The organism is Mesorhizobium sp. B2-3-5 (assembly GCF_006442395.1).
GTDB lineage: Bacteria > Pseudomonadota > Alphaproteobacteria > Rhizobiales > Rhizobiaceae > Mesorhizobium.
In genome coordinates this window covers 1-24,548 of sequence record NZ_VFVX01000021.1, presented here as the reverse complement: position 1 = coordinate 24,548, position 24,548 = coordinate 1, and the positions used below count along the sequence as shown (strand labels likewise).

General features: G+C 60.6%; 23 protein-coding genes and 6 pseudogenes. 19 read left to right on the top strand and 10 right to left on the bottom strand.

What is annotated here, in order from left to right; genetic code table 11:
* Positions 1 to 261: 261 nt before the first annotated feature.
* The 6 genes and pseudogenes from FJ958_RS21575 (at position 262) to FJ958_RS21550 (ending at position 5,672) form a co-directional block, all read left to right on the top strand.
* Complete coding sequence (locus tag FJ958_RS21575; protein ID WP_140745289.1) at positions 262 to 537, top strand: hypothetical protein; 276 nt, start codon at positions 262 to 264, stop codon at positions 535 to 537.
* The gene (gene hxsB / locus FJ958_RS21570; RefSeq protein WP_140745287.1) at positions 534 to 1,943 is read left to right on the top strand and encodes a His-Xaa-Ser system radical SAM maturase HxsB; all 1,410 of its coding nucleotides are present in this window, start codon (positions 534 to 536) and stop codon (positions 1,941 to 1,943) included. Before FJ958_RS21575 ends, hxsB begins: the two co-directional genes overlap by 4 nt.
* Entirely contained in the window at positions 1,940 to 3,049 is a 1,110-nt protein-coding gene (hxsC, locus tag FJ958_RS21565) for a His-Xaa-Ser system radical SAM maturase HxsC (protein WP_140745285.1), read from the top strand. Before hxsB ends, hxsC begins: the two co-directional genes overlap by 4 nt.
* On the top strand, positions 3,046 to 3,600 hold the full coding sequence (gene hxsA / locus FJ958_RS21560; protein ID WP_140745283.1) for a His-Xaa-Ser repeat protein HxsA: 555 nt from the start codon (positions 3,046 to 3,048) through the stop codon (positions 3,598 to 3,600). The genes hxsC and hxsA overlap by 4 nt, the downstream gene beginning before the upstream one ends.
* Before the next feature lie 206 nt (positions 3,601 to 3,806).
* Positions 3,807 to 4,408 (top strand): annotated as a pseudogene (locus tag FJ958_RS21555) (Tn3 family transposase); the annotation flags it as partial.
* Between the two features lie 166 nt (positions 4,409 to 4,574).
* Positions 4,575 to 5,672 carry a GSU2403 family nucleotidyltransferase fold protein gene (locus FJ958_RS21550; protein ID WP_140745282.1) on the top strand — a complete coding sequence of 366 codons (1,098 nt, stop codon included), beginning with the start codon at positions 4,575 to 4,577 and terminating at the stop codon, positions 5,670 to 5,672.
* 366 nt (positions 5,673 to 6,038) lie between these two features.
* On the opposite strand, the gene FJ958_RS21545 is transcribed toward FJ958_RS21550, so the two are convergent.
* On the bottom strand, positions 6,039 to 6,431 hold the full coding sequence (locus FJ958_RS21545; RefSeq protein ID WP_140745280.1) for a hypothetical protein: 393 nt from the start codon (positions 6,429 to 6,431) through the stop codon (positions 6,039 to 6,041).
* A gap of 22 nt (positions 6,432 to 6,453) precedes the next feature.
* Positions 6,454 to 7,278: a PD-(D/E)XK nuclease family protein gene (locus FJ958_RS21540; protein WP_281406681.1), complete on the bottom strand. Its 825-nt coding sequence runs from the start codon at positions 7,276 to 7,278 to the stop codon at positions 6,454 to 6,456.
* A gap of 377 nt (positions 7,279 to 7,655) precedes the next feature.
* Here FJ958_RS21540 and FJ958_RS21535 point away from each other — a divergent pair, with 377 nt between their 5' ends.
* Complete coding sequence (locus FJ958_RS21535; RefSeq protein WP_140745276.1) at positions 7,656 to 8,618, top strand: AAA family ATPase; 963 nt, start codon at positions 7,656 to 7,658, stop codon at positions 8,616 to 8,618.
* 35 nt (positions 8,619 to 8,653) lie between these two features.
* Here the strand turns inward: FJ958_RS21535 and FJ958_RS21530 are convergent, their stop codons facing one another.
* From FJ958_RS21530 to FJ958_RS32095, 3 genes and pseudogenes are all read right to left on the bottom strand, one after another.
* Positions 8,654 to 9,577: a nucleotidyltransferase and HEPN domain-containing protein gene (locus FJ958_RS21530; protein WP_140745274.1), complete on the bottom strand. Its 924-nt coding sequence runs from the start codon at positions 9,575 to 9,577 to the stop codon at positions 8,654 to 8,656.
* A 598-nt stretch (positions 9,578 to 10,175) separates the two neighbouring features.
* Positions 10,176 to 10,561 (bottom strand): annotated as a pseudogene (locus FJ958_RS21525) (hypothetical protein).
* Positions 10,562 to 10,679: 118 nt separating this feature from the next.
* A pseudogene (locus FJ958_RS32095) lies at positions 10,680 to 10,961 on the bottom strand (NUDIX domain-containing protein); the annotation flags it as partial.
* A 57-nt stretch (positions 10,962 to 11,018) separates the two neighbouring features.
* On the opposite strand from FJ958_RS32095, the gene FJ958_RS21515 reads away from it, so the two are divergent.
* Complete coding sequence (locus FJ958_RS21515; protein ID WP_140745272.1) at positions 11,019 to 11,282, top strand: hypothetical protein; 264 nt, start codon at positions 11,019 to 11,021, stop codon at positions 11,280 to 11,282.
* An 18-nt stretch (positions 11,283 to 11,300) separates the two neighbouring features.
* Positions 11,301 to 12,221 (top strand): complex I NDUFA9 subunit family protein, encoded by a 921-nt coding sequence (locus FJ958_RS21510; protein ID WP_140745271.1) that lies wholly within the window; start codon positions 11,301 to 11,303, stop codon positions 12,219 to 12,221.
* Here the strand turns inward: FJ958_RS21510 and FJ958_RS21505 are convergent.
* The 3 genes and pseudogenes from FJ958_RS21505 to FJ958_RS32455 form a co-directional block, all read right to left on the bottom strand.
* Positions 12,222 to 12,673, bottom strand: a pseudogene (locus FJ958_RS21505) (4a-hydroxytetrahydrobiopterin dehydratase).
* A gap of 45 nt (positions 12,674 to 12,718) precedes the next feature.
* Positions 12,719 to 12,874: a PTD012 family protein gene (locus tag FJ958_RS21500; RefSeq protein ID WP_140745269.1), complete on the bottom strand. Its 156-nt coding sequence runs from the start codon at positions 12,872 to 12,874 to the stop codon at positions 12,719 to 12,721.
* Positions 12,875 to 12,912: 38 nt separating this feature from the next.
* Positions 12,913 to 13,194 (bottom strand): SAM hydroxide adenosyltransferase, encoded by a 282-nt coding sequence (locus FJ958_RS32455; RefSeq protein WP_210243464.1) that lies wholly within the window; start codon positions 13,192 to 13,194, stop codon positions 12,913 to 12,915.
* A gap of 73 nt (positions 13,195 to 13,267) precedes the next feature.
* Here FJ958_RS32455 and FJ958_RS32450 point away from each other — a divergent pair, with 73 nt between their 5' ends.
* Complete coding sequence (locus tag FJ958_RS32450) at positions 13,268 to 13,636, top strand: hypothetical protein (RefSeq protein ID WP_281406680.1); 369 nt, start codon at positions 13,268 to 13,270, stop codon at positions 13,634 to 13,636.
* Here FJ958_RS32450 and FJ958_RS21490 read toward each other — a convergent pair.
* Entirely contained in the window at positions 13,630 to 14,565 is a 936-nt protein-coding gene (locus tag FJ958_RS21490; protein ID WP_140745267.1) for an oxygenase MpaB family protein, read from the bottom strand. The two genes, FJ958_RS32450 and FJ958_RS21490, sit on opposite strands and share 7 nt — an antisense overlap.
* Between FJ958_RS21490 and FJ958_RS21485 the strand changes: the two genes are divergently transcribed.
* From FJ958_RS21485 to FJ958_RS21465, 4 genes are read left to right on the top strand one after another with little or no spacing between them, the layout of a single operon-like run.
* On the top strand, positions 14,564 to 14,914 hold the full coding sequence (locus FJ958_RS21485) for a type II toxin-antitoxin system RelE/ParE family toxin (RefSeq protein ID WP_140745265.1): 351 nt from the start codon (positions 14,564 to 14,566) through the stop codon (positions 14,912 to 14,914). The genes FJ958_RS21490 and FJ958_RS21485 overlap by 2 nt on opposite strands.
* On the top strand, positions 14,895 to 15,176 hold the full coding sequence (locus FJ958_RS21480) for a helix-turn-helix transcriptional regulator (protein WP_140745263.1): 282 nt from the start codon (positions 14,895 to 14,897) through the stop codon (positions 15,174 to 15,176). Before FJ958_RS21485 ends, FJ958_RS21480 begins: the two co-directional genes overlap by 20 nt.
* A 44-nt stretch (positions 15,177 to 15,220) precedes the next feature.
* Positions 15,221 to 15,661 carry a DUF1778 domain-containing protein gene (locus tag FJ958_RS32085; protein WP_246679685.1) on the top strand — a complete coding sequence of 147 codons (441 nt, stop codon included), beginning with the start codon at positions 15,221 to 15,223 and terminating at the stop codon, positions 15,659 to 15,661.
* A complete protein-coding gene (locus tag FJ958_RS21465) occupies positions 15,662 to 16,171 on the top strand; it encodes a GNAT family N-acetyltransferase (protein ID WP_140745261.1) in 510 nt (169 codons plus the stop codon). It abuts the gene before it with no gap.
* Between the two features lie 541 nt (positions 16,172 to 16,712).
* Here the strand turns inward: FJ958_RS21465 and FJ958_RS32445 are convergent.
* Positions 16,713 to 17,330, bottom strand: a complete 618-nt coding sequence (locus FJ958_RS32445) for a cold-shock protein (RefSeq protein ID WP_281406679.1) — start codon at positions 17,328 to 17,330, stop codon at positions 16,713 to 16,715.
* Positions 17,331 to 17,991: 661 nt separating this feature from the next.
* On the opposite strand from FJ958_RS32445, the gene FJ958_RS21450 reads away from it, so the two are divergent.
* The 5 genes and pseudogenes from FJ958_RS21450 to FJ958_RS21430 form a co-directional block, all read left to right on the top strand.
* The gene (locus tag FJ958_RS21450; RefSeq protein ID WP_140745387.1) at positions 17,992 to 18,585 is read left to right on the top strand and encodes a DUF6088 family protein; all 594 of its coding nucleotides are present in this window, start codon (positions 17,992 to 17,994) and stop codon (positions 18,583 to 18,585) included.
* Positions 18,578 to 18,880: pseudogene (locus FJ958_RS21445) on the top strand (nucleotidyl transferase AbiEii/AbiGii toxin family protein); the annotation flags it as partial. The gene FJ958_RS21450 and the pseudogene FJ958_RS21445, both read left to right, overlap by 8 nt.
* Before the next feature lie 316 nt (positions 18,881 to 19,196).
* Positions 19,197 to 20,456 carry a DNA repair exonuclease gene (locus FJ958_RS21440; protein WP_140745259.1) on the top strand — a complete coding sequence of 420 codons (1,260 nt, stop codon included), beginning with the start codon at positions 19,197 to 19,199 and terminating at the stop codon, positions 20,454 to 20,456.
* The gene (locus tag FJ958_RS21435) at positions 20,453 to 23,923 is read left to right on the top strand and encodes a YhaN family protein (RefSeq protein ID WP_140745257.1); all 3,471 of its coding nucleotides are present in this window, start codon (positions 20,453 to 20,455) and stop codon (positions 23,921 to 23,923) included. Before FJ958_RS21440 ends, FJ958_RS21435 begins: the two co-directional genes overlap by 4 nt.
* 244 nt (positions 23,924 to 24,167) lie before the next feature.
* A pseudogene (locus FJ958_RS21430) lies at positions 24,168 to 24,548 on the top strand (LuxR family transcriptional regulator); the annotation flags it as partial.

Below are 24,548 nucleotides of genomic sequence, written 5' to 3'. Positions count from 1 at the left end.
GCCGATGATCTCGCTCGCGAAGGCAACGCCATCGGCCATCAGAAGCAGGGTGAGCACGATCGAGATGCGGAGCATCAGGTAGCTCATTGTGGCGTCGTCCTTTGGAACGCTGACCCTTGAGGTATTCTAGCGGACCTTGCAAGTATGGGATGGAGGCAAGAGTGCAAAAAACGTCGGAATTAACGCCGATTCTGAAAGCGCTTTGTCAAATATGCCGTTGATTGTTTATCCCGCCCCGCGCATTATCGCCCGGGGCGGGATATGACAAAATTGCATAAAGCTGCTGAATTAGACTTCGTGGTGGATGTTTCGCCACAATTTGAAAAGCACGTCAATTCGGCGATGCTTCGACTTCAGGTACATTACCCGGCGTGCAGGTTTGCCTGGCGCGACGGCGGGATATCAATACGAGGTTCGAGCGACCTCACCGAAGAGCGGTTTCGAAAAGACGTTCTGCACGCTGTCTATCGTGAAAAAATCTACGCCGAAACTCTGACTATGCGCCAGGCGCTCGTCGCCGCGGTCACAAGCCGATGAACGTCTGGCCGCTGAAGTTCCGCGACATGTCGGACGGTTCGGTATTGTTCTGCGACGATGCAGGCGGATTCTTCAAGTCAACCCACGGCTTCCTGGATCGGTATGCCGCCGACAGCCTGACTACACTCGATGGAACGTTCCTTAGGGAAGGCAATCACGGTTTCGATCGGGAGTTCGACCTTCAGTGGACGTCGTTCGCCTACAGGTGGGCGAGGCGGCAGGCGTGCCCGACGAGAATGAACTACGTCATCCTCGTGCCGACGCTTAGGTGCAATCTCGCTTGCGGTTATTGCCAGGTCTCCAGGGCTGCCGAGAATGCTCGCGGATTCGACTGGTCGGACGAGACCCTCGCCGGTGTCCTTTCGTTCCTCGACGGCTTGGAAGGTCCGGATATCAAGGTCGAGTTCCAGGGAGGTGAGCCCTTGCTTCGGGTTGATATCCTAGAAGCCGTTCGGGACTTCTGCCGCGGAAAGTTTCCCCGGTCCCAATTCGTCGTCTGCACGAACCTGCAAGCACTGGAGGAGCGTGAATGGGCCTTCCTGGATGCTGACGATACATTCATCAGTACGTCGCTTGACGGAGACCGCGCGACGCATGAGCGTCAGCGGACCCACGTCAGTGCAGTCACCGATGTCTTCTTTCGAAATCTCGAGACAGCCGTTTCCCGCTATCGGGAAGGGAAGATCTCGGCCCTGCCCACGGTGGATGTCGCCGACCCGCCGGATTTCAACGCGCTCCTGGACAACTATGAGCATTACGGAATCCGGTCCGTTTATCTGCGCCCGATAAACCACCAGGGATTCGCCAGAAAGATCCAGCAGGGCGACAATGTCCTCGCGCGCTGGAATCGTCTTCATGCCGAATTCATCGACCTTCTCATCGCCCGCAACCATCGGACCGGGCGCTTCATGGAAGAGTACTACTTCAGCCAGTGCCTGAAGCGCGTGCTCCGCTTCGATGCCGATAACCACGTCGACATACGCAACCCGAACCTCTTCGCCTCCGACTATGTCGTGATCGATCACGACGGCCGCTTCTACCCGACCGACGAAGCCCGGATGCTGTCCAGGATCGGCCGCATCGATCTTAGCATTGGTGACGTCGGAACTGGAATCGACCGGGCGAAGGTCGACGTTCTCAATTCGGGGGCACTCAACCACTTCGATCCGGATTGCGTCCACTGCGCCTTTCAGCCGTTCTGCGGCACTGACGTCATCGACGACATTTCCCGGTATGGCCGGATTGACGTTCCGCGGCCTGACACATGGTTCTGCGGCCGCCACTTGTCGCTCTTCGACAAGGTCTTTGAGGTCCTTTACAGCAAGGACGAGCCCACCCGTGCCTCACTGGCAGCCTGGCTCGGCGTGGGCCGCTGGGACGACAGCATGGCGCCGACACACCAATGATACCCTTGCGCATCAAGGTGGAGGCAAACGCTGACCAGCCTTTCGTGGTCCGGCTTCGCTCGTTTGAGGCCGACGGCCGCGAACAAAAGACTGAACAACTGAATCCTTTCGACGTGGCGCTGGAGCGCGTCGGCCCGGACGGCGCCCACTACGTCGGCGAGGGCGGTCCGATACGAATTCTTGGCATCGATCCTGCCAAGGTCGATGGAGACGTGCTGCTCGTAAACCCGCGGCGCGGAACCGCGGACCGCCTTATCCGCAGTTCATCCCTGCACAACACCTTCCTGGTGACGGAGCGGTGCGACCAGGTATGCCTGATGTGCTCCCAGCCGCCTAAGAAGCATCATGTCGACCTGTTCCCGTATTTCGAGACGGCGGCGTTGCTGGCCCCGGAAGGCGCGACGATCGGTATTTCCGGCGGCGAGCCGACGCTTTTCAAGGCACAGCTCTTCGAGCTCTTGAGGAGGGTTTTGGAGGCTCGCGCTGACCTATCCTTCCACATCCTGACCAACGGCCAGCATTTCGATCCGGATGATTGCGGAGCGATAAGACCTATTGATCGAAGAAGGGTGGTCTGGGGAATTCCGCTCTATTCCTGCAATCCCGCCGTTCATGACGAGATTGTCGGGAAGGCCGGCGCGCATGGGCGGCTATTGGAGAACCTCACACTCATGTGCGGCCTAGGTGCCCAGGTAGAGCTCCGCACCGTGCTGATGCGCCCGAATGCTGATGGGCTGCCTCAACTGGCAAGGTTCATCGCCTCTACTCTGCCGTTCATTCGGACATGGGCAATCATGCAGATGGAGAACATTGGGTTCGGCCGCATGAATTGGAAGACGCTCTTCTACGACAGCTCGGAGGGCTTCGACGTCGTCGGCCGTTCTCTCGATCTCGTCAGGAGCCGAGGGATAGATGCCTGGCTCTACAATTTCCCGCTTTGCACAGTCCCGGGCCAGTACCGCCATCTGGCGCCATCCACAATCTCGGACTGGAAACGCGCCTATCGAGACGAATGCGACGGATGCTCATTGAAGGCTCGGTGCGGCGGATTTTTCGAGTGGCACCCGGCCAACCACGGATACGGCAAGTTGGGGATTGTCCAATGAAGAAACAGCTTTTCGCCATACCGTCGCTGCTCGCGGCGGGATTCCTGCCAGTCAATGCGCAAGCGCTGCCGACCAAGCCAACGTTGGACGGACATGCCGGACAGACGAAATCCCTCTTCGACATCTTCAAGCTTGACCACCTGTACACGCTCGCCGGACATAGCAGTCACAGCAGCCATAGCAGCCATAGCTCGCACTCGAGCCACAGGTCGTCGACGGGCGGCTATTCCTACAACCCGCCGGCGCCGAGCGAACCGGCTCCGCTGTATAGCGCTCCGTCAACGCCCGCGCCGACCTACCAGGCGCCCGCGATCGCTCCAACGGCTGCGCCGCTCAAGACGCTCCCGGGCAATGCCTACAAGTTCAAGGAGATCGTCCAGGAGGTCCAGTTCGCACTACTCGCATTTGGCTACTACACCGGCGAGCTGGACGGCGAGATGAATCCTGAATTAAGGGCGGGGCTGCTGCGCATGCAGGCGGACTATTCGCTGAAGGTCACCGGGACGATCACGCCGGAGACGCTGACTGCGCTAAGGATAGAGGCCAGATAGGGGCTCCTACCCTGCCGGGCGCAATAGAATCAGGGCAGGCCGATTGTGAAACCGTGAACCCACTCAGAAGCCGATACAGCGATGGCTCCGTTTCCTATATCCAGCTCACCTTGATCCTGCCAGAGGCCAGGTAGTCACAGGATCAAAGCAACATCGGCAAATCGGAACTGCCGTGGGATCGTGCCCTAAGAACCTTGAAGCGGATTGCATATCCGGCGCTGTCGAACCACATCGGGGCGCCAATTAACACAACTCTGATTCTCGACCATTGGGACGATCTGCTCCATCTGGCGGCGTCGATCACGACGCGATCCGTGGTGCCGTCTACGATCCTGAAGAAGCTTTCCGCATCTCCGAAGGAAAGCCAGCTCGCAAGGGCGCTACGGGAACTCGGTCGGATCGAGCGATCGCCTTCATGATCGAATGGTACTCAAGTCCAGCGCTACGCCGGCGCTGCCAGGCCGGCCTCAACAAGGGTGAGGCGGCACATAAGCTGAAGCGCGCCGTCTTCTTCCACGAGCGCGGTGAAATCCGTGACCGATCGTTCGAAAGCCAAGCCTTCCGCGCCTCCGGCCTCAACCTCGTCGTCAGTGCGATCGTACACTGGAACACGATCAATATAGAACGGGCCGTCACCCACTTGCGCAACGTGCGTCGCGAGATTCCGGATCATCTGCTCAAGCACATCTCCCCGCTGAGCTGGGAGCACATCAATCTGACAGGCATCTACACCTGGGATAGCGAGCAGCATCTGCCGGAAGGTTTCCGGTCGCTTCGCCTTCCAGCTGGGCTGCGGCGGGCTGCCTAGAGTTCCCGCTTCGTTCGCCTTAACGTACGATTTCGCACTGCTCTTGTTCCGACCCCATGATGCGACAGCGTTATAAGAAATCTGCAGATTTCTTATAACTCACTTGCCACTCTTGAGCTCATGCCGCTATAAGACAAACTCATTTTTCTTATAACGGAGCCGGCGCATGAGGACGGTCGACCTCGTTTATCGCACGATGTATGCGGAACTCGTTCAGCGATGCCTTGATGCATCCTTCGAAACCGACTTCTCAACGGCGGGAAATTTCGTCCGGGTTCCGGTGAAGGGGCGGGACTATTGGTATTTTGAGGAAACCCAACCCAAGAAAACGCGGAAGTATGTCGGCCCCTCCGACGATCCCGAGATCGCGAAACGCGTTGAAGCCTTCCAAGAGATCAAGGAAGACCTCCGCAGCCGAAGGAAACTCGTCTCCACGCTGACCCGCGAAGCAGGACTGACTGCACCGGACCGGTTCACTGGCGATGTGGTTGAAGCCATGGGAGTAGCAGGAATCTTCCGCCTAAGAGGCGTGCTCGTCGGTACGGTTGCCTTCCAGACGTATGCGGGACATCTCGGCGTAAGATTGTCCGGTGCTTCATTGCAAACCGGTGATGCCGATTTCGCGCAGCACTACTCGATCTCGTCGTCAGTCGAAGACAGCCTGCCGCCGATCTTGGAAATCTTGAGAGAGATTGACCCAACCTTCAGGGAGATCCCCCACAGATCGGATCCCGGAAACGCCACGCAATTCGAGAATGCAACGAGATACAAGGTCGAATTCCTTACCCCGAACCGGGGATCCGATGACTACATCGACCACGCCAGCCCGATGCCAGCACTGGGCGGGGCTTCAGCGCAGCCCTTGCGTTTTCTCGATTTCCTGATCCACGAGCCCATCCGGGCTGTGTTGCTGCATCGGTCGGGAGTGCCTGTAACCGTGCCGTCGCCGGAACGCTATGCAGTTCACAAGCTCATCGTCGCGTCTCGCAGAAAATCAGATGCAAACGGCGTCGCCAAGCGCGAAAAAGACGTCTATCAGGCCAGCCTCCTTGTCGAGGCACTGGAGGCCACACGTCGCAAAGACGACCTTGCAACAGCGTTCTCGGAAGCGTGGGGCAGGGGACAGCACTGGCGCGAGGCGATGCTGAAGGGCCTTGACCTGATGCCGCCGAAGAAACGACAGGAAGTTGAGGAGACAGTCAGAAAGGCCCTTGTCGAGATCGGCGAGGAGCTGGACGGCTTCAACTCGGCCGTGAACTCGTAGCCAGCAAAAAGGGGCGACCCGAAAGCCGCCTGCCGCTCGGGCTGGGGAAGACACTCGTCAATCAGCATCGCGTATGATCGACGAGACGTCACTGTGGGCCATCAGCGACCTGCTGCGGGCCTGTCCCGACCTTGTGGAGGGCAAGACCACCGGCACTGCTCGAGATGATTGATGAACTGCCCCTTGGCCGATCATGGCCATGGTGAACGAGCTCCGCGGTGTGGTGCACCAACGGCACGCCCTTGCCGGAATGATTTATCTCTACGCCCGCCGGCTCAGAACACGCGCCGGCGGAGCTCGACGCTTTCGAATGGGCGATGGTCGAGGTTTTCGGCCACAGCAGCCACGCAGGGAAGGCCATGGAAGTCAAGCGCTTCGGGCCAAGATGATGCGGATCGACGTGCCGAAACCCCGCGCAGCCTCCTCGTAGGTTTTCAGCTGTAGGCCTTTGCGCTCGAAGAGACGGCCGGTTCCCGGATCGCACAGGCGCCACAGGGCTCGGAAACTGTCTTTGCTTGCGAGGCAGTCAAGATATCGCTGCGCAAGCCCGCGCAACTCGTGCGCGATGTCGGAACGCCATTTGTCAGGTTCGGCGCTCGCCTGCCACCGGTCGAAATCGTCGACCGCCTGGACGAAATCAATGTCGGGCCGCGCGCCGGCGGACGGAAGGATCGGTTGGGCGTCAGGATGCTTGCGCCGAAGGTTCCCGCGGCCGCTTCGACCAACAGGATCGAGGAAAAATCGGTCATGGCCCGGCAACGGGCCTCCTGATCGGCGAGCGTCATGTCGAGGCACTCCAGAGCTTGTTGAGCGGCTGGTTGGCTGCCCGGAACTCTGAAGCCTTGCGGCGCAGATAAGTCTCGCGATCGGAAGGAAGCGCGAGGCGCATATCGTCGTAATCGGCGTCCTGCTCCCAACGCGGCGCGATCCGGCCGCTGCGCAGGATTGTCATGGCCGCCGATAGATAACCCGCCGCCTCGCTGACCACCGCATCGAGCTCGTCGCCCTTGAGCTCGAAGATTGCCGGATCGTCGGCGAGATAGACCAGGCGCGCCACCACGGTCCTGACTCCAGGCAGCAGCGCACGGGCGGCGATCGCATAAAGCACGCGCTGCAGCTCTCGCCCCTGGCCCAACGCAATGCGTTGATGTCTCGGAGGCGGCTTCGCGCTCTTGTAGTCGGTGATCCGAGCGCCGTTGCCGGTGGCGCGAATATCGAGCCGATCCATGCGACCGCCGAACACCAGGCCAGTCTGCTCGATCGGGACCGTGATCGTCGTGTCCCAAGGCGCGCCTTCCCCGGTGCCGCCCCCTTGCCCGAACGGCACCTCCGTCCAACTGCGCGTATCGGATCTGACCTGATCATCGGCGGCGAGGCCTCTGGCAGTGCGACGCGCGGCCTCAATCACCGTATGCCACAGGATGGGTGGCGGAACGGAACGCTGTAGTGGCCATGCGTGCAGGATCGCCGTCGACGCATCGGCGATCGCGGCTTCGATCTCATCGGCGCTGGCGCGCGCAAATCCCGGCGTCGGCTCGAGCGCTATGATCGCGCCGCTGATCAGCTCATGAACCAGTTCTCCAAATGAGGCCGCACCGAGCTGCAGCGGATCGGATTGGAACCGGACAGAGCGCCAAGAGCGTAACGCCAGACGAACCCGAGCGGATCTCGCAACAGCCTCTGGAGCGATGTCGTCGACTGAACCCGCGCCAAGGCTCTCTCTATCGCCGGATGATTGGCTCCCGAAAGGCCGTCATGCAGCGTCAATATCGAAGGCCGTTGCCAGTTGCACCAGCAAAGCTGGCTTTGGCGAACATGGGCGAGTTGGCCGGCATCGCGGGGTCTCGCCAAAAGCCGGTCCGCTTCGCTGAAAGCATGTTGCGGAATGCGATCGCGCTTGTACACGATCTCTGCCGAAGGCCAGAGCGAGCTGGGTGACAGAACGCCGCCCTTGGGGTTGCGCAGCGAGCGGGACAAGACGAGTTGTTCACGGGTGTGCGCCTGGATGATCTCGAAATGGCGTCGGTCGCGCTCGGCGACCCCGACGGGATGAAGTCTGCGGCGGTCGAGCAAATGGTGCGGCAGCAGCGGGTCGTCGTTTTCCGAACGCGGCCAGGATCGGCTGGTGAGGCCGAGCAGCCGCGTAGCCGCTCAGATGGACCTAGTGAAGAGGATCGTCGGATGACGATGTTTGTTGAGACTCGCGCTGCGCTCACTGTGCGCGCCGCCTTCGACACCGCGGTCAAGATGCGATATCCGGTGCTTGTGGTCGGCAAAGCCGGACTCAGAAAGACTGTAGCGCTCAACTGGATAGCCGCCCAAAGCGGAGCTGCCTATTGTGAGGTTGCGCAGCATACCAAGGCTATCAGGCCGATGTTCCTGATGCTGCACGACGCCTACGGCGTCCAAAAGGACAGCAAGCACACCTACGACCTTGCGAAGGATTGTATGAACTTTCTGGGCTGCCGATACGGCCCGACGCGTCCGCTGCTGGTAGACGAATATCAAAACTTCACACCCACTGTTTTGCGTGAGCTGCTGCACCTTCAGGAGCACTGCGGTTTCGCTTTGCTGCTTGCCGGCAACACTCATCGGTTAGCGGGGACGAGGCGTGATACCCACGCTGTGGATCAGATCGAAAGCCGCATCGGCATGCGTTTCGAGATCGGGCAGCCGACGCGGGAGGACTGCGAGAGGATAGGCGCCGAACACAACGTTGAGGGAGCCGACGCCTACGAGGCAATCGCCACCTATGCTCAGAACACCTCCCTTCGCGCGCTTTGCCACCTGCTCCAGAACTGCGCTGCCGCTACCAGCGGCGAGGACAGCATTCGTCTTCCTCGGATCGAGACCATGCTTCGCGGCATGTCGTGCGGCAGCGACGCGCTCAAGCTTCTACACGAGCGCCGAAACGACTTCGCACACGACGTCAGCGGCCCCACTTAATTCCGGACATCACACTGGAATGAGACTGCTTGCCCTCAGCCGGCTCGCTGAACTGCGGTGCCTGCCTCGTTTCTCAATTTTTCAAGTCGGGATCGGCTGATTTGTTCGATCCGACCAATAAGATCGTCAACTCGCTCTGCGAGCCACTCGAGAGCTTCTCTCGTGATCTCAAAGTGCTTCGAATAGCGCGCCTTCACATAAGCCTCTTTGATTATGTTGAACCAGGCGACGAATCGCTGCTGGTCGCGAGGCCAAACGTCAGCCAGGTGCTGGGACTGGTCCTCGGCAAGGCTTCGAAGAAACTTGATGTTGTGCGATGCAGGGCTGTAATTCGTCAATACGAGCAACAACGCTGCGTAAGCCTGTTCGATTGACTGATGAAGAAGAAAGGCCGCTTCTTTGAGATTGGATTCCCGAAGGAGAAATCCCGCAGTCTTTGCGAACACCCGAGCGTGTGGCAATCTGTCATTGAGGTATTCAGTTGCTAGCCGGAGGGCGTCGGCCGGCTTTGCCGGGATGGGGTTAGCGAGCGGCTCGTCATCAAGCTCGTAGAGCACAATTCCTTCGCGGCGAATGTCGATGAAGAAGTACTGGCCTTCCCTGAGCGCCGTGTTCACCTCCCGGCGAGAGTGGACGATGAAGCTGACGGGCATATTGATCTCACGCATCAAACGATCAGCTGCAGGCTGCCAATAGCTGGCGAAGTCCGTCAGCTTTCGATTATTGACCACCACCAGCAGATCGAAATCGGAACGGTAGCCCTTCTTGGTATGCGGCTCGTCGACCCAGCCGCCGCGCGCATAGGATCCGAAGAGTATGATCTTCAGAATGCGCCCGCGCTTCTTGAAATCGGCCGTTCCGCCCTTTACCGCGTCGTCGAATTCCTCAAGTAGCAGCTCCACCGTCCTGGTCAGCTCACGCTGCTTTGACGGTGGGAGATGGTCGATGCTGGATTTCATAAACAAAGGTCGATTGTCCTGTATGTACGCATAGCCGATATAAACCCCAATCCTATGATACGCGTTTGTTCAAACGAAGCAACGCAAAGATCGATTTTGTTTTTGACGATTTTTTACACCGATGTGAAGAACATTAAACGAGCAAATCTACGACCCGACTTCCTACTGGAGAGGCTGTCAGGGCGAGGAGCAATCTTTCTTGAACTTGATCTGTGGATGATCCTCTCAGCATCCTCGTCTTGCCCTTGGTTATCTGGAGATCGAAGGTCGTCCTAGCTCATCACACGAGGGGTCACTTAGACACGGGCTTTTCGGCGGTGGCTCGACAAGCCGGTCGCCGCTGGTGGGCTCGTCTGAAAGGCCCTGCCTTTGGGGTTAGCTGTCATGCGGATGAGAAGACACAATGGATAACGTTTTTAATGAACAGGTGACGGCGTTTTGAGAAGCACCGAGTTGGGCTTGGCGTCTGCCGGTTCGAAAGATAAAGAACCTCGACGCGATCTCCGTTCAGACGAGGCTGTCAACCGCCGCGCTGCACCGTTGGTGGGCTGTAAGGGGCACCTATGGAAGATCCCGTCCGTTCTGACGCGGGCGACTTTCACCCGCGAGCCCCGTTCTCAAGGTCCCGGATGAAGACCAGAACTGCTTCGACCTGACCCTCGGCGACAAGCTCGGCCGCCGTGCGATGCCATAGTCGGCGATAGGTTCGTCGCGGTACCAGTAGATCGCCTTATCAACGGCACCGGTGCGTTCAGTTGCGGCCGAAATCACCTTTACCATTTCGCGCATCCGGCCCTGCAGGCGCGCTGATGCGGGATTGCGAAGCGTGTTGCGGTGAACCCCCGTTAACTGGGCTAGGTTGGCCACCTTCACGCCCAGCGCCTGCGACAGAAGCTTCGGCGAGATATAGGGCGTCCGCGGCTCCTGCAGGCTATCGACAAAGCCGGAAACCATGGTGTTGTGTGCGAACTGGGCCTGAGTCATGGTCAATCTCTTTCCAATACCGCACAAATGCACACGGCTCTGCATATAAGTGCAAATCAGGACAGTTTGAGGGCGACCATCCCCGCACATGGAAGGCACACGCCGCTTCACAACCAACGCGATCGGAAAGGCGCTTCCAATAGGAGTATGCCCCAAGGGGTTTCCTCGGCGCGTTGCCAAGGACTCCTGCCTCTTCTCGCGCCTCCGTTGTCGCAGCCTTCCTGCCGCTCTTACCCTTCATCGGCCAGCCTTTCGGGACGGTGAAGCGTCTCGTCGTCCGCGACGTGATGAGTAGCACTTCGACCTTCCCGCCTGGATCCAGCCGAAAAGGAACTACCGCGACCTGGCGGATGGGTTTGCCTTTCTTGGCCTTGTGTATGACCTGCTTTTCCTTGGATATCCTGTTCTCAGAGCAGGGCCGCTGCTTGGCCTCTTCAGTTGAAGGGTAAGGGGGCTCATGACGACCGTCCCGGCTGGCTTCATCTCAATCGGCCTGCATCTCAGCCATGATGTGCGGCGCACTGTCAACGACGTCCAATGGCAGAATCGCGATCTGCTGCAATCGGCTCATCAACGCCGGATTCCCCAAGGGGTGGGTCATTCTCGATCAGTTGCGGAGAAGATCGATTCCAATCTGTACGAGGCAGCCGAGGTGGCAGATATTGGTCAGCAGACGTCCGTCCACATGACCTGGACCGCCGGGTCGAGACGGCCGACATGAGCGGACAAAGTCCAAGCCATGGCTGCCATGAACCATCGCGTCGTCACCGTGTTCGGTGGAACCGGGTTTCTCGGCCGCCGCGTTGTTCGGCATCTCCGCGATGCTGAGGTTTTCGTTCGGATTGCGTCAAGACATCCGGAACGGGCCAAGAGATTGTTTGGTTCCGACAACCCGCAACTTCAATCGGTCGAAGCCGATATCCACGATGAGCGGGCGATCGCCGATGCACTTGCCGGTGCCTGCGGTGTTGTAAATGCGGTCAGTCTTTATGTCGAACGGGGACAGGAGACCTTTCATTCCGTGCATGTCGAGTCGGCCCGGCGGGTTGCGGCTCAAGCGCACCGAGCTGGCGTCGAACGGCTCGCTCACGTTTCGGGAATCCGTCCCGATGTTGCCTCGCCGTCGCTGTACATCCGTAAGCGGGGCGAAGGCGAACTGGAGGTGCGTGCCGCTTTTGCTGACGCCATCATCATCCGCCCAACCGTGATGTTCGGACCGGATGACGCGTTTCTCACCACTATCCTCAGGCTTCTACGCCGGCTTCCAATCTGTCCGATGTTCGGTCGCGGCCTGACGAGATTGCAGCCGGCCTATGTGGGCGATGTGGCAGAGGCGACCGCAAGGGCGCTGCAGGGGACGCAAACGCATGCGATCACCTATGAGTGCGGCGGTCCTCGCGTCTACACTTACGAGGAATTCCTCAGAGCCGTTGCACGCCAGGCCGGTCTTCGACCCATACTAGTCCCGGTGCCATTTGCCGCTTGGCACGCGCTGGCATGGGCCGCGGAAATGCTTGCGAGTCCGCCCGTCACCCGGAATCAGGTTGAACTGATGCAGGTCGACAACGTGCCATCGCCGCAGATGCCCGGATTCGAAGAACTTGGCATTTCGCCGCACCCGGCCGAGGAAATACTCGCGGAGATGTTGCGCCATCGCTGATCAACGAGCCTCTTCGGCACCGCTCTCAGCCTCCACGATTTGAGTGTCCGAAAATCGCGCTAACCGGCCGATGCGAACTTTTGGACCCGTTCCGGTCGTTGGGGTGCCGAGTGCCTCTCTACGAACCGGCGAGCAGGTTGATGTTCGCGCCATGATGAAGTCGTTCTCGTGCAATCCCTTGATCTTGTGAGTCTGCAGCGAGACCGCCGCATAACCCCAGCCGAAGCAGATGTCGGGATGATGCCCTTCTTGTTCCCCAGACGGGCAACTTTGTCGATGAAGCTGAGCGATTCACAGAAGTCCGCAAATTTGAATTTGCGGCGTAGCAGGTGCGCCTCCTCCAGTTCCCAGCCAGGGGTCTGGGACAGATAGCCCTCGGCTGCCTCCTGCGTTAGCGGAGCGAAGCCGCCGCGGCAGGGCGTACAGTTTTTCTGAGCAATACCATCGGTCATGACAACCTCCCTTCGTGCTCATTCCTGGTGCAGCGATCGTGTCTTTCACCTTGCCCGATATTTGCTCGCATAGTGCTTGGCAAGAATCTTGCGAATCTGCTCGGCAAGGCGCTTGTTGCCGGTCTTCGCCCGCGCCTTGTCGTCGCCTTTTCGCAGCTTCGGCGCATCGGCGTCCGGGCCTTGTTTCGTTGATTTGCGCATCGCAATCAATCAACGCCGTGACGGACAACCGGTTTCGTTCAAAGGACGATCTCCACAGGACTGCCGATCGCGAGACCGAGCTCGCCGTCCGCGCGCCCTTGATCGACAGCAATCTCCGCAAGCCCGTTCGAGTTCTCGTACCAGAAGGCCGTGCCCGGCGGCCGAGTGCTGAAGGTCGTCGCGCCCTCCTGCACTCGATCTGCTGCGGCGAGCCTTGCGCCTGCCGGCAGCCTGGCCGCCCTCAAGCCGGTCATGGCATTGCCGAAACGGTCGATATAGACGATCTCGGCGAGGTCTTCCGGCCAGGCGATCTGCTTCATCCAGGCGCGGCTTGCCGGGCGGCGGCTCACCGCGTGCCAGCATGGCAGCGACCGGGGCAAAGAGGTCACGCCCGTGGAAGCTGGCAGACAGGCGCTTTGGCTTCCAGTCGATATCCCAGCTCAACGCCTCAGCCGCGCGGCGCTGGATCAGCTCGAACAGGCCGTTGCCGGGGCCGACATACCAGCGACCGTCGGCCTCGACGATGACGGACGGCCGCGTTCCTCCGGCGCCTGGATCGACGACACAGAGGAAGACGGTTCCCGCAGGGAACCACTCCGCGCAGGCCGCCAGCAGGTCGGCCGACGCATTGGGATTGCCGACCGGCGCATCGGAGAAGAGATCGATCGCGGGGATGCCCGGCGCCATCTGGTGCAACACAGCCTTCACCTGACCCGTGTAGGGGCCGTGCAAGCCGAAATCCGTGAACAAGACAATCATTGAGGGGCGCCGACTGCGCTGTGACGGACATACAAATAGTCCGCCGGAAGGCGCATCCGCCGGCAGGCCTGAACGGCCGGGTTGATTTCGATGACGAGACGATCCGCCAAAGCGCCTGCCTGCCGGACCGCCTCAGCTTCCCAACTGCGCAGGCCGTTCCCGGTGAGCCCCAACAGGGCCTGCATCCAACAGGGCACCAGATCAACGGCAGCCGCTACCAGCAAGGATTGTGCCGGCCTCAGCGGCAGCGGCAGGATAGGCGCCGAACGCATGATGGCGAGAAATTCAAGCACAATGGCCGAGCGCTCCAGCCGTCCGGCTGTCGCATTGAAAAGCGCTTCAAGCTCGGCTTCCGATCCCGGTGCGCCTGTGGCGCCGAAAAGGCGCGCGGCGGGGACGCTCTCGGCATAACAGCGGTCACGCTCCGATGCAGAGAGCTGCTGCACATAGGTGTGATAAGCTTGCACAAAGCCGTATGCCGCCGTGCCCTGAACCCAGTTCAGAAGGTTGGGGTCATTGGCGCAATACGTCTCGCCCGACGATGTCACGCCTGCGACCCGGTCGTGTATCCGCCGAACGCGGGCGATCATGGCCTCGGCCGCGGTGCGCGAACCGTAGATCGTCACCATGGCAGCGAGCCCCGTGCTATGCAGTCGTTGAATTGGATTCAGGCGGAAAGACGTATGCTCCCATACCCCAGTGCGCACGCGCGGTTCTGCAAGCTCCATGATCACGGCGGTGACGCCGCCGATGAACAGCGAAAGCGGGTTCTTGAACACGCGCCACGACACGGAATCCGGCGATACCAGTCCGGCCTCGCCGATCGGTCGCGAGAAATCGATGTGGGGCCGGCCGCCAGGCTGCAGCACCGCCCGCGCTACCGCCTCCAGGAGGCTTTGCAACGGCCAAGGCAGGACGATCGGCGTGGTCATGGCAACGAGCGCCACTCACAAGAAACGCGTGCTTCCGAACAGCGAGGGCCGCTGGGCGCACTTGGCGAAACTGCGGCCCAGGCGCAGTACGGTTGGCTTTGACATTGCCACGGTGGAGTTCGGTTGGCCAGTCGGGATGCCGTTATGCCGGTCACTCGGCGGCGGGTTGTGGGAAGTGCGCAGCAACCTCGCACATGGCCGGATTGGCCGCGTGATCTTTTGTGCCGCGCATGGCCAGATGGTTCTGCTTCATGCCTTTGTGAAGAAGGCCCAAAAGACGCCGTCACCGGACTTGGACATCGGCCGCAAACGGCAAGGGAGATCGAACAATGACCAGCAAGCACATTAGCTCGTCCTTCGACGAGTTTTTGAAGGAGGAGGGCATCCACGGCGAAGTCACCGCTCACGCGATGAAACGTGTGCTGGTATGGCAGATCGAACAGGCCATGACCGAACAGGGGATCAGCAAGAGTGAAATGGCGAAGCGGATGAAGACCAGTCGCGCCCAGTTGGACCGCTTGCTGGATCCTGAAAACGACAGGGTGCAACTCAATACCGTGCAGTGCGCCGCGGCGGCGGTCGGCCGTACGTTTCATCTTGAACTCGCCTAAGTGCGCGCCGGTGGAGACCGCGCCGTGTCAGCCGAACCGCCGAGATGCCGGAGAAACACAAGGAACTCTTCGCCGCGAAAGTCGATCGGCTGGCGCGGGGCGAAAGCTACGACGACCTTGGTCGTAAACTGCTTTTCATGGAGAAGTATTGCAATCTGCGTTGCAGAGTTGTATATACAGTCGCAGCACAGGAGCGCGACATGGCCACCACAGCCCCGAGAAAGGAAACACCTGTCTCGATGCGATTCCGGGACGATGATCTGACGATCATCGATCGTGGCGCGGAACTGCTCGGCCTATCGCGCACCGAATTCATGCGCCGCGCCGCATTGCACGAGGCGCAGGCGGCGATCCTCAATGAGAGCGTCATCCGCCTCTCGCCAGATGCCTACGACACCTTCATGCAGGCGATTTCCGCCCCGGCGGCCACTCCACCGCCGAAGGTGGCCGAACGACTGCGACGGGCAGCACCCTGGGAACGTTAGGTGGCGCTCTCCGGCATTGAATTGCTCGGCAACACGCATCGGCTTGACGCTTTCGACTGCGGCAAGCCGGCCCTTAACGCGTGGCTCTCCGGCTTTGCCCGTACGAACCAGGAGCGAGGTTTCACCCGCGTGCTGGTCGTTCACAACGACGGAGAGGTTGTCGGGTACTACGGTCTTGCGCCAAGCGTGATCCAGCCGAACAGCGCGCCCCGTGCGATCCGCACCGGGAGGCCACCTGACCCCATCCCGTGCCTCCTGATTGGACAGCTTGCCGTCGATCATCGCTATGCCGGGCAGGGCATCGGCAGCGGGCTGGTGAAGGATGCCCTGCAGCGCTGCATCTCCGGGGCCGATATCGTCGGCGGCCGCGCGGTCGTTGTCCGGGCGATTGACGCCGAAGCCGAGCGCTACTGGCAAAGCTGGGGCTTCATCGCTTCGCGCGACAACCCGTCCGTGCTTATGCGGTCGATCCAGGACGTGCGCCTCTGGCTGGCGGACAAGGGTCACTAGATCCGCGTCACTCGATTCTTTGAGGCTCGAGTGAATCGCCCTCGCCGTTGTCAGTGTTGCGCGCGGAACACATGGACGAAGCCGGCTCCGACCACTCGGCGCAGCCAGCTTGCCGACGTCGATGTGCCTGACAGACACCTGCGGTTCGGCCGCGCGCTGGCAGGACGAGTCGACGAAAGATCGCGCATCTGGCACCGGCGCGAGCAACGCCATCGAGGTTGTAGCGCGGTTTCCAGCTGGAAGTGCAGCCAGCCGTGTCGACCTCGCCACCCATGAAGGGGAATGATGCGGGCAAGAGGCGTCGCCGCTCTTGTTCTGACTCCTGGTTGCAGCATTATCCGCTGAGCAGCAAATATTGACGATTTGTGGCAAATAAGAGCGTCATGGATTGTCATCGACATGGCGGCACCCAAGGGAGCGATTCATGCACGCGGCCGCAGTCAATCCCAACCGGATGTGGCATCTACGAGTGCATCAAGGGTCTTGGCTCAAGCGGGATCGAGTGTCGCGCGACACTCTTGCGGGACCAACAAATCCGCGCCTAGGCGAGGCGAATGCTGCGAACTTCCACGCCTTTTTTGGCCTGTCCGCATTCGACCAACACCTTTTGCCCCTCTACCAGCACCGCAATCCCTGAGCGGGTCAGCGCGGTGGCATGCACGAAGATGTCCTTCTCCCCACTATCGGGCGAGATGAAACCGAATCCCTTCTCGGGATTGTACCATCTGACCGTGCCCGCGCTCTCCGCTTGCGCATCCCGCCCCGCGACGTCGCTCCCGGCGAGACGCGTATGTGCCGGCGTTCTCGCGATCTCCTCGCCGATCTCCAGCACTTGCGCGACCTGCCAACCCCGTGAGCTTTCTTCGACCGTGACCTTGAGACGTGTTCCCTCGGAGACACCGTGGCTTCCGGCCGCCTCGAGCGCGCGGATGTGCAGATAGACCTCGGTCCCGTCCGACAATTTCACAAATCCAAAGCCCTTGCTGGCGTTGAACCATATCACCTCGGCATCGCGAGCGTCCGCGGTAGCGGCGGGAAAGCGCTGAAAGTAGCTTGGTTCGGAAGCCGGTTCCGAAAAGGAAGCGGGATCATCGTCGCGGCGACGCCGACGTGGCTCGCGATGGTCTCTATGTTTGCCCATGATCATCTCGACTAGCATGGAAAGCGTCTTGCGCTTCCGTCAGGATAATCTCCATCGAACGACGCGTTTGTGTCAAATGCCGTGATGGCGCGTTGCCGTGCTGCTGATCACGTCCGCTTGGTTGGACGCGGCCGATCCGCCCCGGCGATGATCTGGCAGCGATTGCCGCTCACGGCTATGCCAACGGCAGACGGATCAACACGCGCATCAGCGTGGGATGCGTGGCCATCGATCGCGGCCGCGGGGCGGCGCTGGGAGCCACGAGCCCTTGGCTACGCTTATTGACCTCTCGAAAAGATCCGCAGCCGGGTGCGCCCTACACCCTATGTGACGACCAAAGACCTTCCTGTCGCAGTTCGGGCTCGACACGCTGCGCCAGCTGCCGGTTTCGAGGCGCTCGAGGACGCTGAGCTGCTGTCGAAGGGAAAAGTTGTTGGCAGGCGACATCCCGCTCACACACAAGAAGCGACCGCTCGATGACGACGATGCGGTGTGAGGCAGAATGATGTCGATCCGTTTGGCGTACGCAATGGGGCTCCGTCGCATCGTGTTGACGTTCGCAAGGCACGTGGGCGGGAACACCCGTTTCGCGCGTTTTGCAGGACTCTTCAATGTCAGAAAAAAATAGCTTATTTTCTGACGTATGAACGCGGCCGTGACATCAGTTTCACATCGGATCATGCGCCGCGCCCGCGCCGGCGGCCGTGGCTGTGTTTTCACGCCCAGCGACTTCCTCGATGTAGCAGGGCGCGCTGCTGTCGATCAGGCCCTCTCTCGCTTGGTCAAGAGTGGAAAGCTGCGCCGCCTGGCGCGTGGCCTCTATGACTATCCGAAGGTCCATCCGAAGTTGGGCCAGCTTTCACCGGCTCCCGACGACGTCGCGCGTGCGCTTGCGCGGGAGACTGGTTCAAAGGCGCAGATCGCCGGCGCGCACGCCGCCAATGCGCTCGGCCTCTCGACGCAGGTTCCCGCAAAGAGCCTCTATCTGACGGACGGGCCCTCGCGCCGGGTTGTGCTGGGCAAGCGCGTGGTCGATCTGCGTCACGCTTCGCCCAAGCATCTGATCGCACCGGGCAGCCCAGCCGGAACCGTTGTCCAAGCTCTTCGCCACGTCGGGCCGGTGCGGGCCGCCGACGTGGCCCAGCTCGCCGCGCGTCGGCTGTCTGCCGGCGACAAGAGACTACTCGCGTCCAACGCGGTTCAGGCTCCCGCCTGGATGCGTCCGACGCTGATCTCAATCGGCAACACAGCGTCGAACGCGGCGAATGGATAAGGTCGCCCTTCTACCGCCGAATGATCGGGCAGCGCTTTTTGGCGAAACCGGCGCCGGGCGCGGCATCGCCAATACGATCATCGAGAAGGACTTCTGGGTCTGCTGGACCTTGAAACGATTGTTCGGTCTTCCGGAAGACGCCGCAGCCGGCCTGGTCTTCAAGGGCGGAACGTCCCTGTCCAAAGCCTTTGGCATCATCCGCCGTTTCTCCGAGGACATCGATTTGTCCTTCGACCGGGCCGACCTCGGCTACACAGGTGGTCGCCATCCAGAAAAGAAGGGCATCAGCCGGAAGCACTTTGCGGCTGATGATAGGCGAGTCCCGGATCAATGACCTCAGAGCGGATATCGGACAATGGCACCGATGATGTTCGATAACACCCCGCCGTCATTCGACGACATTCTTTCCAGAATTGAGAAATTCCAGGAGACCATCAACAGATAGGTGCACGACTAGCTGAGAATCATGGGCCACTGTATCTCGCTCGCCTCCCGTTGCCCAACGCTGCCGGATTTTGCTAACCCAAGCTTTGGTCGCTGCATACAGTTCAGCGACTTGGACTTCGACAGGATTGGCCTGACCTCCGGTTCGGGCCTGGAGAGCGCCCCGGATGGCATTTCGATTTATTCATACGGCCGACATCCATCTCGATTCGCCACTGCGCTCGCTCGCACTCAGAAATTCTGAACTCGCCGAGCTAGTCGGAGATGCCAGCCGACAGGCATTCGCTGCAATAGTGGACCTCTGTCTTGCGGAGCGTGTCGACGCTCTGGTCATTGCTGGCGATCTTTACGATGGCGACCAGACTTCTATGAAGACGGCACGCTTTCTGGCATCCCAAACGACGCGTCTCCATCAAGCTGGCATCAGGGTCTACATGATCCGCGGCAACCACGACGCCATGTCGCGGATTACGAAGCAGCTCGTGTTGCCCGACACGGTGACCATTTTTGGCGGCCGCTGCCAATCCGTGATCCAGTCTGGCCCTGGGGTGGACGTCGCGTTCCATGGGCTCAGTTTCGCCAACCCCAAGGCGCCCGACAGCCTGCTGCCCAAATTTGCCGCGCCGCAGGAGGGAGCTGCGAACGTCGGCATCATGCACACGAGCCTGGCCGGCTCCCCTGGCCATGACGTCTATGCACCTTGCAGCGTCGCCGACGTGGACGGCCACGGCTTTGGTTATTGGGCGCTTGGCCATATTCACGCTCGCCAAGTGTATTCCGGCGCGAGCACGCTCGTGATGCCAGGGATCCCTCAGGGGAGGGACATCAATGAGGCGGGCGAGAAGTCGGTCACGCTGGCCACCATTCGCGACGATCGCTCTGTCGAGATCGAGGAGAGGCTCACCAGTGTCGCGCAGTTCGAGCGGGTGACCGTCGATATGACCGGGGCGTCGGAATGGAGCGAGGCCATCGCCCGTATCCGAGCAGGACTGGAGCAATCCCGGGAGCGTGTGAGATCGCGCTACCTTGTTGCCCGCCTTGGCTTGGTCGGCACTTCTGCCCTTTCATGGTCACTGATGCGCGACCGGGACTTGGCTGTTGCAGAAGCCGAACAGGCAGCCGAGCAGGTGGGCGACACCTGGGTGGAGAAGCTGGAGCTCGCTGTTTTGGCTCCCGGTGTCGGGGATTTGGAAAGCGTTGCAGATCCCACCCTGGAGCTCGCACAGTCCATGCACGCCAATGCAGGGTCACAGGCATTTCGATCCGATGCGCGAGAATTCGTTTTGAAGACGATCGCGGACCTGCCGCCGGATGCCCGCGGCTTTGCGGGAAAGGACGAAGCAGGGCTCGAGCAGTTTCTGGATGATGTGCTTGCACACGGCGTCGACTTGGTCACTGCAAGGCTCAAGGCCGGTGCAACGCGATGAGATTGCGGCGCCTCGATCTCACGCGCTACGGCAAGTTCACCGACAAAGCGATCGACTTCGGAGAGAAGTCCCTATCTGGGCCTGATTTGCACATCGTCTTCGGCTTGAACGAGGCCGGCAAGTCGACCGCCCTTTCTGCCTACCTTGATCTGCTCTTCGGCATTGAAGAGCGCAGCCGTTACAATTTTCTGCACGAGTACAGCTCGATGCGCATCGGCGGGCTGCTCGAATTCGAGGGGCGAACACTTGCCGTTTCCCGTACCAAGAGCCGCAGCAACTCGTTGCACGATGCCGAAGGCCAGCCCCTCAGCGAGATTGCGATTTCGGCTCACCTCGCCGGATTGGCCCGCGAAGCCTACAGCAGCATGTTCTCGCTGGATGACGAGACGCTGGAAGCAGGCGGCAAGGCGATACTCGAATCGCGTGGCGATCTCGGCAAGCTCCTTTTCACCGCCAGCGCCGGGCTCGGGCATGCCAGCGATGTCTTGGCAGCATTGGAGACGGAGGCAGACGCGCTCCACCGAAAACAGGCCCAGACCACCGAAATCGCGCTGCTGAAGAAGCGGTTCGCCGAACTCAAGTCACACAAGGAGACGATCGACACCCTGGCCTCGACATTCGAGGCGCTCGAGGCGGAACGGGTGGAAGCCCAGCACAAGTATGATCGCAGCCTCGCTGAACGCTCAGTGTTGTCGGCGCGTCTGGCTACAATCGACCGATATGTGCGCGCAGCGCCGCTCCTGGTCGAAATCAAACGCAAGGCGAGCAGACTAGCTGAGCTGCCTGACATCCCGTCTCCTCCCAGAACCTGGAGTGGCAGCGTCGCGGAATTGATCGATCAGGACGCGCGGCTGAGAACCCGTCTCCAGGCGAATGCGGATGAGATCGATCGGGCGAAGGCAAAGATCGAAGCAATCGCTGTCGACGACGCTGTGCTGGCGATCTCCGAACAGGTGCGAGGACTCGCCGATCGCAAGGCGCGCTATTTATCCGCGGGCATGGATCTCCCGACCCGCAAAATGGAAGTCCAGATGCTTGACCAGACGGTGGCGAACTGTCTCGCCGCGCTCGGAAGATCGGCCGAACAGGATCCATCCCGACTCATCTTGCCTGCCTTCGTGGTCGGCACTCTTCGCAACATGGTCGAACAACGCTCCGGGATAATGACGAGCCTGCGGATGGCCCGCGATGAAGCCGCTGCCGCGCTCGACGGGCTCAACGCTGCACGACGTCGAGTTGGCGAGGAGAGGGCGGTGCCTGAGCCCGCGAGAGCCAGGCTCATGGCAGCCGTGTCGGAGGCGAAGGCCAGTAGTCACAGACGGGAGATAAGAGAGGCGCGCGCGTTGGAGGACGAGCGTCAAACAACACTGGCGGATGCGATGCGGCGCCTCCAGCCATGGTCGGGAGATGCGGGCGGACTTTCGAAAAAATCGGTTCCGCCGCCGGCGCAGATGGCTGCGTGGAAAACACTGGCCGCGGACCTTCAAAGGGACAAGGCAGTCTTCTCCGAGCGTCTGGCTGAGTATGAACAAAGCCGCATGGCTACTTCGTCAAGTCTGGCTGCTGCACGCGCCTCCACCGATCTCGCTGACGATGATACCGCCGCAGCCATACGACGTGAGAGAGACGAAGCCTGGCGAAATCACCGGACGGACCTCAAGGCCCAAACTGCGGACGTGTTTGCCACAGCATTGGCCAAGGACGATGATATCGGCGCTGCTCGGTTGGCCCATGCGGGCGAGCTGGCGGATCTGCGCGCAATCAAGCAAAAGGCAGCCGAGACCGAAGCGGCAATAGAGCGCGTAAGCTGCCACCTCGCCGGGGCAGCCCAGCGCGCAGAAATGGCGTCCGCTGAAATCAAGCGAATGGCCAGCGCCTTGCTTGAGGATTGCCAGGCGCAGTCGCTCGACCTGCTGATCGGACTTCTCGAGGAGCGCCTTTCCGCGCGCGCCGACGCGCTTACCGCCTGGGATGGCATCCTGCTTGCACGCGCAAGGATTGAACGTGCCACTGCTGAAGCAGAGCGGATCCATCTCGGATTGGCCTCGGCTCTTCAAAGCGTTGGAATAAAGACGGAAGCTGGGGAGGCCCTGGAGGCAATGGTGGTCGCCGCCGACCGCTTTCTGGATAGGCAGGCGAAAATCGACGCGGAACGAGCGGAAGCGCTGAGGAGCGTCGCCGCGAAGGAAGAGGAGCTAGCCGCCAGGCGGCTCGCTGTTGACATTGCCGAGCGGCGAGAGGGTGCATGGCAGGCCGAGGTCAAGGAGACGCTGAAGGGCACCTGGCTCGAAGAAGGCATTGCCGGAACCGGGCTTGGAAACGTGCTCGATCAGTTGTTGGAGCTGTCAAAGGCCATGCAGGATCGTGAGTCCATGCGCATCCGGATTCGCAAGATGGGGGCGGACAGGACTGCATTTGCTGAAGAGATGGCCCGCCTTGGTTCGCAGACCGGCGAGCGTGCCAGCGACGACGCGCCAGAGCAGGTAAGCGTCAGGCTGACAGAACGTCTGGAGCAAGCCGAGCGTGCCCGTGAGGCGAGGGCAAATCTCCTCCTTGACGTTCAAAAGTTGCAGGACGTTCGCGAGGCACTGAACGCTGACGTCGCGGCACACGAGACGACAAAGCAGGAAGTGCTCGATGCTTTTGGGGTGAAAACTCTGCCGGAGGTCGTGGAGCGCGATGAGCAGCTTCGCGAGCGAGACGGCCTGCAGAGTGCGGTGGCCGAGCTTCAAGAACGATTGTCGAGCGAGCTCGCCCTAGGCGCCTTTATCCAGGCGCAGTCGTTGCTGGAGGGCCTCGATCTCGATGGCCTCGCAATTGAAAAGGCGGAAATCGAACGACGCCTCGCCGACCTCGATGACTCACTGCAACAGCAGCTCGTCCGGCGGACCCGGGCGACCGACAAGCTCGATGCGATCGGCGGCGACAGCGCAGTTGCCCGCATTGATGCCGATCGTCGCACCGTCCTTCTCGAAATCGAGGAAAAGGCCGTCCGCTACATCGAATTGAAGCTTGGGGTGATGTCGGCGTCGAGCGCGCTTCGGGTCTATCGAGAACGTCACCGCTCCGGAATGATGAGCGAGGCCTCGGACGCCTTCGCACTGATGACGCGCGGCCAATACACAGGCTTGACGACCCAGCCGGTAAAGGGCGGCGAGGTCCTTATCGCGACACAGCGGGATGGCCAATCGAAGGTCGCAGACGCTCTTTCGAAAGGCACGCGCTTCCAGCTCTACCTGGCTCTACGCCTCGCCGGATATTACGAATTTGCCAAGCTCAGGCCGGCTGTTCCGTTCATCGCCGACGACATCATGGAGACCTTCGACCATCTCCGGTCGGAGGAAGTTTTCCGGTTGTTCGGCGAGATGGCCAGCGTAGGCCAGGTGATCTACCTCACCCATCATCAACACCTATGCGAGATTGCGAAGTCGGTTGTTCCTAACGTGGCCATCCACGAGCTCGGGTAATTCAAAAGGCATTGTTGTTGGTGCGTTCTCGAGGTAAGTGGCATCGCCAACGACCGCTTCGCGCCTGATCCCGGCCATTCCGCCGGTCACCAGACATCGCTGCGTGTCGACTCCCGACGTTCGGGGTTGCGTGAAAGCCGTCGCGCGAAGCGACCTCCGCGCCCTATACTAGCGTGTCGGACTTGGGATTTTGTCCTAGGTATTAACGACAAGCGGGGCTAACGTTGCTCACCGGAGATGGGCGATGACAAAGGTTTCGATCCGCCGTGCGGACTTCATGATGGTCCTTGCCTATGCTTCGGACCTCGCCACCGGCCATTCACGGGACTTCGCGCTGAAATCATGCGTGCTTGCGATGCGGATCGCCGAGCTTGCCGGCCTATCGGAGCAGGTTCGGCGCAACGCCTACCACCAGTCGATGCTGCGCTATGTCGGTTGCAATGCCGACACCGACCTTCTGTCGGCCACGTTCGGGGATGAAATCGCGCTTCGCCAGGATCTCGTCGGTCTCGACATGGGCAACCGCGCGGAATTGGGTAGGGTCTTCTTACAGGCTTTCAGGCGGCTCTACTATGATCTCGACCCCGATGCGCAGGCCAAGGCGATCGAGGCCGCAATGTCGCAG

Excerpts from the sequence above, each read along its gene's own strand:
- FJ958_RS21575 (WP_140745289.1), top strand. The coding sequence starts at position 262 with ATGACAAAATTGCATAAAGCTGCTGAATTAGACTTCGTGGTGGATGTT.
- hxsB (WP_140745287.1), top strand. The coding sequence starts at position 534 with ATGAACGTCTGGCCGCTGAAGTTCCGCGACATGTCGGACGGTTCGGTA.
- hxsC (WP_140745285.1), top strand. The coding sequence starts at position 1,940 with ATGATACCCTTGCGCATCAAGGTGGAGGCAAACGCTGACCAGCCTTTC.
- hxsA (WP_140745283.1), top strand. The coding sequence starts at position 3,046 with ATGAAGAAACAGCTTTTCGCCATACCGTCGCTGCTCGCGGCGGGATTC.
- FJ958_RS21550 (WP_140745282.1), top strand. The coding sequence starts at position 4,575 with ATGAGGACGGTCGACCTCGTTTATCGCACGATGTATGCGGAACTCGTT.
- FJ958_RS21530 (WP_140745274.1), bottom strand. The coding sequence starts at position 9,577 with ATGAAATCCAGCATCGACCATCTCCCACCGTCAAAGCAGCGTGAGCTG.
- FJ958_RS21515 (WP_140745272.1), top strand. The coding sequence starts at position 11,019 with ATGACGACCGTCCCGGCTGGCTTCATCTCAATCGGCCTGCATCTCAGC.
- FJ958_RS21510 (WP_140745271.1), top strand. The coding sequence starts at position 11,301 with ATGGCTGCCATGAACCATCGCGTCGTCACCGTGTTCGGTGGAACCGGG.
- FJ958_RS21500 (WP_140745269.1), bottom strand. The coding sequence starts at position 12,874 with ATGCGCAAATCAACGAAACAAGGCCCGGACGCCGATGCGCCGAAGCTG.
- FJ958_RS32455 (WP_210243464.1), bottom strand. The coding sequence starts at position 13,194 with ATGAAGCAGATCGCCTGGCCGGAAGACCTCGCCGAGATCGTCTATATC.
- FJ958_RS21485 (WP_140745265.1), top strand. The coding sequence starts at position 14,564 with ATGGCAACGAGCGCCACTCACAAGAAACGCGTGCTTCCGAACAGCGAG.
- FJ958_RS21490 (WP_140745267.1), bottom strand. The coding sequence starts at position 14,565 with ATGACCACGCCGATCGTCCTGCCTTGGCCGTTGCAAAGCCTCCTGGAG.
- FJ958_RS21480 (WP_140745263.1), top strand. The coding sequence starts at position 14,895 with ATGACCAGCAAGCACATTAGCTCGTCCTTCGACGAGTTTTTGAAGGAG.
- FJ958_RS32085 (WP_246679685.1), top strand. The coding sequence starts at position 15,221 with ATGCCGGAGAAACACAAGGAACTCTTCGCCGCGAAAGTCGATCGGCTG.
- FJ958_RS32445 (WP_281406679.1), bottom strand. The coding sequence starts at position 17,330 with ATGCTAGTCGAGATGATCATGGGCAAACATAGAGACCATCGCGAGCCA.
- FJ958_RS21450 (WP_140745387.1), top strand. The coding sequence starts at position 17,992 with ATGCGCCGCGCCCGCGCCGGCGGCCGTGGCTGTGTTTTCACGCCCAGC.
- FJ958_RS21440 (WP_140745259.1), top strand. The coding sequence starts at position 19,197 with ATGGCATTTCGATTTATTCATACGGCCGACATCCATCTCGATTCGCCA.
- FJ958_RS21435 (WP_140745257.1), top strand. The coding sequence starts at position 20,453 with ATGAGATTGCGGCGCCTCGATCTCACGCGCTACGGCAAGTTCACCGAC.